Annotated in this window: 10 protein-coding genes and 1 riboswitch; of the genes, 4 read left to right on the plus strand and 6 right to left on the minus strand. The window is 45.4% G+C overall.

Annotated features, from left to right (window positions below; genetic code table 11):
* The 5 genes from GPLA_RS13280 to GPLA_RS13300 form a co-directional block, all read right to left on the minus strand.
* Positions 1–707 (minus strand): AMP-binding protein (locus GPLA_RS13280; RefSeq protein ID WP_153810563.1); only part of this gene is annotated, 707 nt, incomplete at its 3' end.
* 172 nt (positions 708–879) lie between these two features.
* Positions 880–2073 carry an MFS transporter gene (locus tag GPLA_RS13285; protein ID WP_007105437.1) on the minus strand — a complete coding sequence of 398 codons (1194 nt, stop codon included), beginning with the start codon at positions 2071–2073 and terminating at the stop codon, positions 880–882.
* 112 nt (positions 2074–2185) lie between these two features.
* The gene (locus GPLA_RS13290; RefSeq protein ID WP_007105438.1) at positions 2186–3289 is read right to left on the minus strand and encodes an NADH:flavin oxidoreductase; all 1104 of its coding nucleotides are present in this window, start codon (positions 3287–3289) and stop codon (positions 2186–2188) included.
* Positions 3290–3312: 23 nt separating this feature from the next.
* The gene (locus GPLA_RS13295; RefSeq protein WP_007105439.1) at positions 3313–3948 is read right to left on the minus strand and encodes a TetR/AcrR family transcriptional regulator; all 636 of its coding nucleotides are present in this window, start codon (positions 3946–3948) and stop codon (positions 3313–3315) included.
* Positions 3949–4961: 1013 nt separating this feature from the next.
* Positions 4962–5828, minus strand: a complete 867-nt coding sequence (locus tag GPLA_RS13300) for a LysR substrate-binding domain-containing protein (RefSeq protein ID WP_007105443.1) — start codon at positions 5826–5828, stop codon at positions 4962–4964.
* A 150-nt stretch (positions 5829–5978) separates the two neighbouring features.
* On the opposite strand from GPLA_RS13300, the gene GPLA_RS13305 reads away from it, so the two are divergent.
* The 3 genes from GPLA_RS13305 (at position 5979) to fghA (ending at position 8403) form a co-directional block, all read left to right on the plus strand.
* The gene (locus GPLA_RS13305; protein WP_007105444.1) at positions 5979–6305 is read left to right on the plus strand and encodes a DMT family transporter; all 327 of its coding nucleotides are present in this window, start codon (positions 5979–5981) and stop codon (positions 6303–6305) included.
* 60 nt (positions 6306–6365) lie between these two features.
* Positions 6366–7496: an S-(hydroxymethyl)glutathione dehydrogenase/class III alcohol dehydrogenase gene (locus tag GPLA_RS13310; protein ID WP_007105445.1), complete on the plus strand. Its 1131-nt coding sequence runs from the start codon at positions 6366–6368 to the stop codon at positions 7494–7496.
* A gap of 67 nt (positions 7497–7563) precedes the next feature.
* Positions 7564–8403 (plus strand): S-formylglutathione hydrolase, encoded by an 840-nt coding sequence (gene fghA, locus GPLA_RS13315; protein ID WP_007105446.1) that lies wholly within the window; start codon positions 7564–7566, stop codon positions 8401–8403.
* A gap of 370 nt (positions 8404–8773) precedes the next feature.
* On the opposite strand, the gene GPLA_RS13320 is transcribed toward fghA, so the two are convergent.
* Entirely contained in the window at positions 8774–9043 is a 270-nt protein-coding gene (locus GPLA_RS13320) for an RNA recognition motif domain-containing protein (protein ID WP_007105447.1), read from the minus strand.
* Positions 9044–9595: 552 nt separating this feature from the next.
* Positions 9596–9696: riboswitch (TPP riboswitch) on the plus strand.
* Positions 9697–9752: 56 nt separating this feature from the next.
* On the opposite strand from GPLA_RS13320, the gene thiC reads away from it, so the two are divergent.
* The coding region (gene thiC, locus GPLA_RS13325) for a phosphomethylpyrimidine synthase ThiC (protein ID WP_040514758.1) at positions 9753–11513 on the plus strand (1761 nt) is incomplete at its 3' end.

An 11513-nucleotide genomic window follows, 5' to 3' on the forward strand; every position in this document is an offset into this window, starting at 1 on the left:
ATGGGAATGGCAGTAATAATGACTTCCTGCGTTTCACGGGTGATATCGGGCCCCATTTCGTAGGTTTGGGTAATATTAGACAGTACATTGTTATGGGTCAGCATGGCGCCTTTTGAAGGCCCAGTAGTACCACCTGTGTATTGTAAAAAGGCCAAATCTTCGCGGCCGACTGTAACAGGCCGAAATTCAATATCAGCACCCATGGTCAAGGCATCTGAGAAAACTACGTAGTCGGTGACTGCGGAATCTACCGGAGGGGATGAAATATCCATGCTTGTACCATCGCCTAAACTGACGACGATAAGATGCTTTATGGCACAATTTTCTTTGATCGCGGCAAAGGCGGCTGTACTTCCTGCAAAAATAATCAGGGTTTCAGCTCCAGAGTCACTCAATTGGTGCGCCAACTCTGATGCTGTATACAATGGGTTGATGTTGACCTGTACCGCACCGGCCTTGAGTATACCTAGGGTGGCAATGGGAAAGGCCGGTAAATTAGGACACATAAGCGCAACGCGATCGCCTTTGCTTATACCAACACTTTGCAAATAAGATGCAAAAGCGTCTCCTTGCTGGGCGAATTCATTATAAGCAAGGCGCATTGGCCCACAGGAAAATGCATTTTTATTTGCATAATGCTCAGCAGCTTTGTCTAGAAAATCTGCAATAGATGATGCGTTACGGGCGCGGTTTATGGTTGTCTGCATATTACTATCCTTGGGGATCTATATTATGAATTTTGCCATTAGGCTCCTGAAACCCGCCACTGTCTATATATAGACAATGATATTCATTATGCTGTTTTACTACTTTAACACATCATAAACGGCGGACTGCTAACGGTAATTTATGTCATTAAGTCACTAAAAATAAAGAAATTTATTTTTTGTCTTTAAACTTCAAAGTAACAAAAAATAATATAAAATAACATACGAACGCAAACCAGTAAGGCAGTGCGCCGTCTATCGAGTATAAATAAGTACCCAGCAATGGCCCTACGGTAAAACCTAAAGGCGGACATGCGCCAGCGACACCCGCTACGGCACCTTGTTCGTCAGATGAAACCGCAACCGAGGCACCTGCCATAAAGCCCGGCCCAGCTAATCCCATTCCTAAGCCTAGAATACACATAGCCAACATGTACATTCCTTGAGTCTCACTTATGGCCATAATGGCAAAAGCTACCATCATCATGGGCATGGATATTCTGAGCAGTACAAAGGGCCTCACGGATAAACGCGGGATAACCAGTAATTGCACAATAAGCGCCGCAGCGGCTGAAAGCATTAGGCTAATACCGACAATTTTTGCGGTTTGGGTGCCATCAAGGCTTAAAATATCTTGAAAACGAAAGGCAATAGTTTGCTGCACTATGGCAAAGCCCATAAACAGCAATACCCCTGCGACCACTAAAGGGAAAATTCGTGGATCGGTGTATTTTAGTTTTTGCGGTTTTCTTACCTGTGCAGGTCTGGGCAAAACGGGTAGGGCATAAACAGCCAATATAGCTGCCGCTAAGGTTAACAAAACAGAGAAATACAAGGGGGTAAGTAGGCTAATACTGGCGAGCAAACCGCCTATCGCCGGACCTAATATGGAGCCTATATTGGTTGCCGCGCCAATAGCGCCCATGCCTTTAATGCGATCTTTGACCGTTGTGATATCAGCCATGTATGCATTGGCTGATGGGGCTACTGCTGCCATGACAGTCGCATTGGCGACACGGGTTACAATTAATAAACCAAGTGCCGTCAATGGAATGAGATATCCCAAAAGAGCGGCTTGAAATACCCCGGCGAATAGCACTGTACCGGCGGAATAGCCAAACAAGCCAATCAGCAGCACCTTTCTTCTGCCCCATATATCACTGGCGCGGCCCCATAGAGGGCTGACTAAGAATATAGTTAATGATGAGCAGGAAATGATGGCACCAATCTGCACTTCTACTAAACCCACTTCACGGCCTAATGGCGCGAGTATGGCGAATAATACGGTTTGTGCAAATCCCATCGCAGCAGCAGCTAATAACAAAGTACGTTTGGCTAATGCATTATCAGCGTGAGGTTGGCTCATGGGTTTCACTTATTTAACGTTCTATTTGATATTAGGGGTTATCACGAAACTTTCGCTTCGATCCACCTCGATACCTTTCAATGGGCATGAGGGGATCAAAGCGAAAACGGCATTAAGACAATGTCGCGAGCGCTTCACCTGAGTATTGCTCGAGTTCTTCAAGCTTGCCGTGGCGGATTTTATCTGCCCAATTAGGATCTTGTAACAAGGCACGACCGACTGCAATTAAGTCGAACTCGCCTTTGTCCATACGTTCGATTAAATCATCGATTGAACGCGTATTGGAACCTTGGCCAGCAAATGCACTGAAGAAGTCTTCGTTTAAGCCAACTGAGCCTACTGAAATAGTTGGTTTTCCCGTGAGTTTCTTGGTCCATCCTGCAAGGTTAAGATCGCTACCGTCGAACTCGTTTTCCCAATAACGTCGCTGTGAACAATGGAATACGTCAACACCTGCGTCGCTCAAGGGTGCTAAAAACTCTTCAAGCAACTGAGGTGTTTCGGCTAATCTAGCAGTGTAATCTTGTTGTTTCCACTGTGAATAGCGCAACACAATCGGGAAGTCTGGTGATGTGACTGCGCGGATACCTTTAATGATCTCGACAGCAAGACGACTGCGATTAGCCATACTGCCACCCCATTCATCCGTACGTTGATTGGTGCCGCTCCAGAAGAATTGGTCAATCAAATAGCCGTGGGCGCCATGAATTTCAACTCCATCAAAACCAATACGCTGAGCATCGGCAGCAGCGGCAGCGAAACCATTTATCACGGTTTCAATTTGCGCTTGAGTCATTGGTTCAGAACCTTGCTTGCCTGGTTTAAACAAACCCGATGGGCCAACACTGGGCAATTCTGGGAAAGGTGCTTTTTGCTGTGGTCGCGCCATACCTACATGCCACAACTGAGGCATGATTTTACCGCCTACGCTGTGCACTGCTTTAACTGTGTTTTCCCAGCCGGCCAGAGCACTGTCACCATGGAATTGTGGAATACGCGCACTCATAGTGGCAACGGGATCATTTATGGTCGTGCCTTCAGTGATGATTAAGCCTGTTCCACCTTGTGCACGGCGACGATAATAATCCGCTACGTCTGAGGTAGGGACACCGTCCGGTGAAAACTCACGGGTCATAGGTGCCATCACTACGCGATTATCAAGCGATAGGCCTTTATGGTTAAACGGTTTGAATAATGCGTCTACTTTTTTACTCATGTTCTATCCTTATTTATGTCAATTTAAGCGGGTTTATTAAGCCGTTGTGATACGGCGCTTGGTTCAGTACTCACTGCACGCAATAATGAACGGATCATGGCTACAGCTAATGTTTCTATTTCACGTTTATCACCCAATAAATGGGACAAATGTAACGAAATTAAGCCGTGTAAACCAGCCCATATCACATAACAAATATCTACCGGGTCTCCCTCAATGCTGCCCGCTTTTACCGCTGCATTTACCACATGACGAATGGGCTCTGCGCTACGGGAAATCTCGGTTTCTAGCTCGGTATATTGAGCGGGATCAGGTTGTGCCACGTTGTACATCACCCGGTAAGAATCAGGGTGTTCGATGGCAAAACGGAAATAAGCATGGCACAAGGCCTCTAATTGCTTATTTGCGTCAGGTTCAGCTATCAAAGCGCCTTCAAGGGCACCCGCAATTCGACTGAATTCACGCTGGCGTAGTGCGGCAAGAATATCGGCCTTATTTTTAAAATAGCGATAGGGCGTGGTGCGACTACAGCTTAAATCGGCCGCCAGACTACGCAAGGAAATGCCTTCAACTCCGAGCTTGGCAAACGACGCCAATGCGTGGTCGCACATGCGATTGCGAAAACACTGTATTTCATCTGGGGATAAAACTTTAGGCATGCAATTCCTTGGTGAGTGTTTGAAAATCGACCATCGGTTATTTTGCCATTCCTCGTTTATGGCCAGTTAACGGTTTGCGCAATAGACAAACAGGCAATAAATAAATAAATACATACATGGCCACTAATCAGAAGCCACTTGAAGCGGATATAATATATTTTATATTGACACTGTCAATTTTAAAATGAAGCAATGATTTACTGATTAAAATGCCCAGTTAGCATGCAATGGCGAGATGACCCAAAGGGCCATGATGGGCTCTGGGTCATGGGGTTAATGACATTTAATGGTTGTAGGGTTATAAAAAGCCTAGGAAGGATTTTAAGCCGCTTCCCCAGAGACCCGCTAACTGACACATGCGGCGTCTCTTGATATACAGTCAATATAGCGGGGTGTTGAGCTACATTGACCAGACAAAGCGAGGGGATACCCGCACCATAGTAGCCATCTTCTATTTAGGGTGAGCTGTTTTGTGCCCAAAAATAGCAGGCTTCACACGTTAACCTGATGTGCATTACTTTTGTACGTTAATGACTGGAGTCATAATGATGTTTCGCATTTTGCTTAGGTAAATTCCGTCTACCAGCAATGCAAAAAATAAAATATGTAGCCACAGTTTTGCACTCCTTTGCGTATTTAACCCAGCCAACGAACTGAGTGCTGTAAAGCGTTCAGTGGTGAAGCTTTACTACCCCTTCGTTCTCAGGCTTGGCAAATGCGGCGCTTTCACTGTATCCCCTAAGATTAATGTAGGCAGCAGCATGTCTTGAGGTTAACGTCGCCATAGCAAAAGCGGTTGCAACAGAATAAACACTAGGCTGTTATCAGCCCGACTAAAATAGTGGTGGCAACGGCATTTATTTTCATGATTTATTTCAACTGAGATCCAATCACTAATAGGCCGCTTTCTACCTGTTATCCTTGCAAGTAAATAGATAAGACGCCGGGTGCAAGCAGTTAACATGCTTAGGGCAGGCAAATAGAAAAGTGTTTCAATGCCGCGCATCGTGAGGCTAAGCCAATTGCTCTGCCAAATAATCCACTAACAACCTAATTTTCGGCGATAAATGGCGGTTTTCTGGATAAATAGCCCAAATTCCCTCATCAGGCTCCCGATAATTGTCCAATAAGGTGATCAATTCGCCACTTTGCAGGTGATGTTGCACATAATAGTCAGGTAATTGCACTATCCCTAAGCCTTTTAATGCGGCATCAACGAGTCCAAAACCGTTGTTGTAGCGAAGCTTTCCGGTTACTCGAATATTCTTCTCTTTGCCTTGTTCGGTAAAATGCCAATAGTCTCGTGTTCCGAGTAAACAATTGTGACTATTAAGCTCTGATAAAGAATGGGGTATGCCATGTTTGTGCAAGTAGCTTGGCGATGCGCAGACATAATTGGTCCGCTTGCCTAATTTTCTCGCCATCATGGATGAATCACTTAATTTGCCAAGACGAATGGCTAAATCATAGCCACCTTCAACCAAGTCCATTTGCTGATTACTCAAAAATGCAGTGACTTCGATGGCGCTGTATTGCTGCATAAAGTTATTTACCAGGGGCAGTATTTGTTGTTCACCATAGGTAACAGGGGCAGTCAGTTTGATTTTACCTTGGGGTTTCGATTGTAAGTTTGTAATGGCACGTTCGGCCTCATCTAATCCATCAAGCACGGCACGACAGTGTTGATAAAAAACTCGGCCTTCTTCTGTTAGCGATACTTTGCGGGTTGTTCGATAGAACAATTTTATATTGAGCCGCTTTTCTAGGGCGCTGATCTGACGGCTTACGTGTGCAGTAGAAATGGCCATTTTTTTTGACGCTTGGGTGAAGCTCTCGTTTTCGGCCACATAGACAAATTCGCTGATACCATCCCACTGCATGATTATTACCTATATGTAAAAGTGATTTCACAAAACAGCATATTATCATTCTTTTTGAGGTAACTATAATAGCGGCCATACACACACACCGTGTCAATCATCACGTGCGGTGCGCCGCAGATAATTTCCCTAACAAGATAGGATGCAAATATGAGTTGGTTATTTCTGCTTTTAGGTGTCGCCGCGGAAGCCATGTCGCACGTTGCATTGAAAGAGACCGATGGTTTCACCAAGCCACTGCCAAGTATTTTGGTTTTGCTAGGGCATCTGGCTGCGTTTATGTTTTTAGGGCAAGCCATGAAAGGCATGCCTATTGGTATTGTTCATGCGCTATGGGCAGGTTTGGCCATTATTACCGTTACCTTATTGTCCACCGTCATTTACCGCCAACACCTTGATATCACAACCTGGATTGGCATGGCGTTAGTGGCAATTGGCATTGCCATGATTAACCTGTCACAAGGCCACAGTCATTAGCGACAGCGTAAAAAGCGCATCGCTATTTATTTTTCTAATAACTAACAAGTGAGCATAAATATGTCAGATCAATTTATTAAATCTAAAGCGGCGATAGCGTGGGGACCTAAACAACCCTTATCCATTGAAGAAGTCGATGTCATGTTGCCACGCAAAGGTGAAGTGCTGATCAAGGTTATCGCCTCCGGCGTATGCCATACCGATGCCTTTACTTTATCTGGTGAAGATCCTGAAGGGATTTTCCCGGTTATTTTAGGCCACGAAGGCGGCGGTATTGTTGAGCACATAGGTGAAGGTGTGACTAGTGTGCAAGTAGGCGATCATGTGATCCCGCTATACACCCCTGAGTGCAGAGAATGTAAATTCTGCTTATCGGGTAAAACTAACCTGTGTCAGAAAATCCGAGAAACCCAAGGTAAAGGCCTTATGCCTGACGGTACAACGCGATTCTACAAAGATGGCCAGCCAATTTTTCATTACATGGGCTGTTCAACGTTTTCTGAGTACACAGTATTACCCGAAATATCCTTGGCCAAAGTGAATAAAGCTGCCCCCTTAGAAGAAGTCTGTCTGCTCGGTTGTGGGGTGACAACTGGTATGGGCGCGGTCATGAACACCGCTAAAGTAGAAGAGGGCGCCACGGTGGCTATCTTTGGGCTCGGCGGCATCGGGTTGTCTGCTGTCATTGGCGCCGCTATGGCTAAAGCGAGTCGCATTATTGCCATTGATATTAACGAAAGTAAATTTGAGCTGGCGAAAAAACTCGGTGCCACAGATTGTATTAACCCCAAAGATTACGACCAGCCAATCCAAGACGTGATTGTGGCGTTAACCGATGGCGGCGTTGATTACTCGTTTGAATGTGTTGGCAACGTTAACCTTATGCGTTCAGCGCTAGAGTGCTGTCACAAAGGCTGGGGCGAATCAGTGGTTATTGGTGTTGCTGGCGCAGGGCAAGAAATTTCTACTCGTCCATTCCAATTGGTGACAGGGCGAGTATGGAGAGGTTCGGCTTTTGGCGGCGTTAAAGGACGCACTGAGTTACCGGATTACGTTGAGCGTTATTTAGCCGGTGAATTCAAATTAAGTGACTTCATTACGCACACTATGGCGCTAGAGGATATCAATGAAGCATTTGAATTGATGCATAAAGGCGAAAGCATCCGTACTGTCATTCATTTCGACAAATGAGTGTCAATTAACTGCCCAGCAGTATCAAGATGCTGATGGGCAGCATTCTGAATTTAGAGGTAAGGCTATGACCATCGAAAATGTAAGCGTGAATAAAAGTTTTGCGGGATGGCAAAAGCAATACAGTCACTTTGCCAAAACGGTGAACTGCAATATGCGCTTTGCTATCTATCTGCCTCCACAGGCATCCAGTGGCCAAAAAGTCCCCGTGCTTTATTGGCTTTCCGGCTTAACCTGCACAGACGAAAATTTTATGCAAAAATCTGCAGCCCAGCGCATTGCTGCTGAGCTGGGGATGGCTATTGTCGCACCGGATACCAGTCCTCGCGGTGAAGGCGTAGCAGATGATGAAAGTTACGATTTGGGGCAAGGCGCAGGGTTTTATGTCAATGCTAATCAATCGCCGTGGGATCGTCATTACCACATGTACGATTATGTAGTGCATGAACTACCTGAGCTGATTGAATCTATGTTTCCAGTCTCAGATAAACGTGCCATTGCAGGGCATTCAATGGGCGGACATGGCGCGCTGACTATTGGCATGCTAAACCCTGAGCGTTATTGCTCCATGTCGGCATTTAGCCCAATCAGCAATCCAATGACTTGCCCTTGGGGGCAAAAAGCGTTTACCGCCTATCTAGGTAAAGATAAAGCTACATGGCGTAACCATGACGCCAGCGAACTTATGCGTGAGGCCAAGCAGTTTGTCCCAGCCAAAGTGGATCAAGGCGCAGCGGATAATTTTTTGCTGGAGCAGTTAAAGCCCGATGCGCTACTTGCAGCGGCCAACGTTAGTGGCTATCCACTGGAATATCAGCTGCATGATGGCTACGACCATAGCTATTATTTTATTTCTAGCTTTATTGAACAGCACTTGTGCTTTCATGCCACTCATCTGAACGGGTAATACTGATTCCTGTCATTAATAGACTTACCGGGCTTTTTTTACACTCATGATGGTTGCTTTTCTTAGTAGCCTTGCGCGATGAACGTAAGGCTATTTGGCCCATATCCTGAGCCGCGTCCGATTGTTAAACCGCAGGTTATAGTGAGAGGTTATGGGGCGACAGCACTTGGCTTGAATACTCTGGGCCTGTGGAGAAATTGGCTGCAGCACACTTAGCAGCCGGGTCACACAAGCACAAAACCCCATGACCAATTATGGGGGGAATGTCATCAAGACTAATAAGGCACCAGTGCTAGCGCAACGTCACCGAAGCGGTTAATCGCACTGGCTGGTTAAATAATCCCTATGCTTGATGGGTCAAATAGCGGGGTTACTCGCTTGGTTTTTCTTTGCTTTCAACCTTATCGTCAGCTTTTTTAACGCGAATTTTATTCGCACCTAACGTATGGCTATTTAAGTTAATCGTAGCGGCTTTAGCATCACCGATTTTTGGCATTTCAACGAAGCCAAAACCTTTTGAGCCTTTAGTGGCAGGATCTTGCACGATAGTGCATGACTGGACGACGCCATAACCTTCAAATAAGGTGCGAAGTTCGTCTTCGGTTGTCGCACGGTCAAGATTGCGGATAAGTAATTTCATCATAATGCCTTTCAAAAAATATATTAGCCATATGGTAACAGCCTTTCAGGCGTATCCGTATGGGTTAATTGTGTTATACGCCATCGCAACATTAACTAATCCGATATGGCTTGCGATCATTTTACGCTATTAACGCAACAATATTAATTGGCCCCAGCGTATCCGCTCAGTCAATGAACGCTTAAGCTTAATTAAATTTTTTTAATTAAGTATCTGCGATAAAAATTTGTAAACACATCAGAGGTGATTTCAGCCGTTTTCACCTGGTTATTAATGTCTGAACATGTGTTAACTTTGCTTAAAATGCTGGCATCGTTATTTTTATATGTTTATATAAATATTACTTTTAACGTATTTTGGCTTCACACTGTATTATTTTAAGCTCTATTTTTTTGATTATATTTACTTTCGTCTTTTCTCTTGATTTTGTAAAGTTCGCCTAACGTGTTTTAAGTTCATTGCCAGATTTTTGCTGTTTTTTGCTGGTTTAGCTTACCAATGGCTAGGTGAAATTAGGGGCTAGTATTTTTAAATTTGTTGCCTTATTATCCGCATTCGCTCTCGGGGCGCCTCTTTTGGCTGAGATGTAGCAATACAAACCCGTAGAACCTGATCCGACTAGTATCGGCGTAGGAATGAGCAGCACATCTCACTTTCGGGATGTTTGTTTTCGTTTTCCGCGCGCCTGTATTTTTTTAAGGAAAACAAAATGAACAACGTCCTTTCTTCTAGCGAAGCCTCGATTAATTTTGATGTGGCAGCTGAAGAGCAAAAAATTACACGCACCCCCCTTCCAGCCAGTAAAAAAGTATACGTAACATCACCTAACGATCCGTCGGTGCGTGTGCCTATGCGTGAAATCAGTTTGACTGACAGCACGGCGGTAACCCTTTACGACACTTCGGGGCCTTATACCGATGTCACCGTGGCTATTGACGTGAACAAAGGTATTGGTGATGTGCGCAGCCAGTGGGTGTTAGCCCGTAATGATACCGAGCAGTATCAAGGTCGAAAAGTGTTGCCGCAAGACAATGGTCATTTTGATGAAGCGCGCGCCTTTCAGTACTACAACGATGATTTACAGCGCACGCCTAGACGGGCTTTACCCGGTAAAAATGTCACGCAAATGCACTATGCGCGTCAGGGCATAGTTAGCAAAGAAATGGAATACATCGCTGTACGTGAGAATCAAGCCCGAGAGGCGCTGAACAATGAATTTACCACGCCTGAACGTAATAAACGCTTAAAAGGCAATTCACTTGGGGCAAATTTACAGCCCATTACCGCTGAATTTGTGCGCAAAGAAGTCGCCGAAGGACGAGCCATTATTCCGGCCAACATTAACCATATAGAGCTTGAGCCGATGATCATCGGGCGCAATTTTTTGGTTAAAATCAATGGCAATATTGGTAACTCAGCCTTGCGCTCATCCATCGAGGAAGAAGTCGAAAAGTTGGTTTGGTCAATTCGCTGGGGCGGCGATACCATCATGGATTTATCAACGGGCAAAAACATTCATTCAACCCGTGATTACATAGTACGTAATTCACCTGTACCTGTTGGCACGGTACCGATTTACCAAGCCCTTGAAAAAGTAAAAGGAGTGGCTGAAGACTTAACGTGGGAGGTCTTCAGAGATACCTTAATTGAACAGGCCGAGCAGGGCGTCGATTATTTTACAATTCATGCTGGGGTGCGTTTGCATCATATTCCTATGACGGTGGACCGCGTCACTGGCATTGTTTCCCGAGGCGGCTCTATCATGGCGAAGTGGTGTATTGCTCATCATCAGGAAAACTTTCTGTATACCCATTTTGACGATATTTGCCAGATCATGAAAGCCTACGATGTGAGCTTCTCTCTGGGGGATGGCTTGCGCCCAGGTTCACTGGCTGACGCTAACGATGAAGCCCAGTTTGCCGAATTGATCACCTTGGGGGAATTGACAAAAATCGCCTGGAAACATGACGTGCAAACCATGATTGAAGGCCCAGGTCATGTGCCTATGCACATGATCAAAGAAAACATGGACATGCAGCTTGAACATTGCCATGAAGCCCCTTTTTATACCCTAGGGCCACTGACCACGGATATTGCGCCGGGTTACGATCATATTACCAGCGGTATAGGAGCGGCTATCATTGGCTGGTACGGTTGTGCAATGCTGTGCTACGTCACGCCCAAAGAACATTTAGGTTTGCCTAATCGTGATGACGTTAAACAAGGGATCATGGCCTATAAAATTGCTGCCCATGCGGCAGATATCGCTAAAGGCCATCCCGGTGCGCGTTATCGCGATGATTTACTATCAAAAGCGCGCTTTGAATTTCGCTGGATTGACCAATTCAACTTGGGTTTAGATCCAGACACCGCCCGAGAGTTTCACGATGAAACGCTGCCCAAAGATGCTGCAAAAGTCGCCCATTTTTGTTCCATGTGCGGACCCAAATTCTGCTCAATGAAGATATCT

Origin of the sequence: Paraglaciecola polaris LMG 21857 (assembly GCF_000315055.1) — a bacterium.
Classification (GTDB): domain Bacteria; phylum Pseudomonadota; class Gammaproteobacteria; order Enterobacterales; family Alteromonadaceae; genus Paraglaciecola; species Paraglaciecola polaris.

Excerpts from the sequence above, each read along its gene's own strand:
- GPLA_RS13300 (WP_007105443.1), bottom strand. The coding sequence starts at position 5,828 with ATGCAGTGGGATGGTATCAGCGAATTTGTCTATGTGGCCGAAAACGAG.
- GPLA_RS13285 (WP_007105437.1), bottom strand. The coding sequence starts at position 2,073 with ATGAGCCAACCTCACGCTGATAATGCATTAGCCAAACGTACTTTGTTA.
- fghA (WP_007105446.1), top strand. The coding sequence starts at position 7,564 with ATGACCATCGAAAATGTAAGCGTGAATAAAAGTTTTGCGGGATGGCAA.
- GPLA_RS13320 (WP_007105447.1), bottom strand. The coding sequence starts at position 9,043 with ATGAAATTACTTATCCGCAATCTTGACCGTGCGACAACCGAAGACGAA.
- GPLA_RS13310 (WP_007105445.1), top strand. The coding sequence starts at position 6,366 with ATGTCAGATCAATTTATTAAATCTAAAGCGGCGATAGCGTGGGGACCT.
- GPLA_RS13305 (WP_007105444.1), top strand. The coding sequence starts at position 5,979 with ATGAGTTGGTTATTTCTGCTTTTAGGTGTCGCCGCGGAAGCCATGTCG.
- GPLA_RS13290 (WP_007105438.1), bottom strand. The coding sequence starts at position 3,289 with ATGAGTAAAAAAGTAGACGCATTATTCAAACCGTTTAACCATAAAGGC.
- GPLA_RS13295 (WP_007105439.1), bottom strand. The coding sequence starts at position 3,948 with ATGCCTAAAGTTTTATCCCCAGATGAAATACAGTGTTTTCGCAATCGC.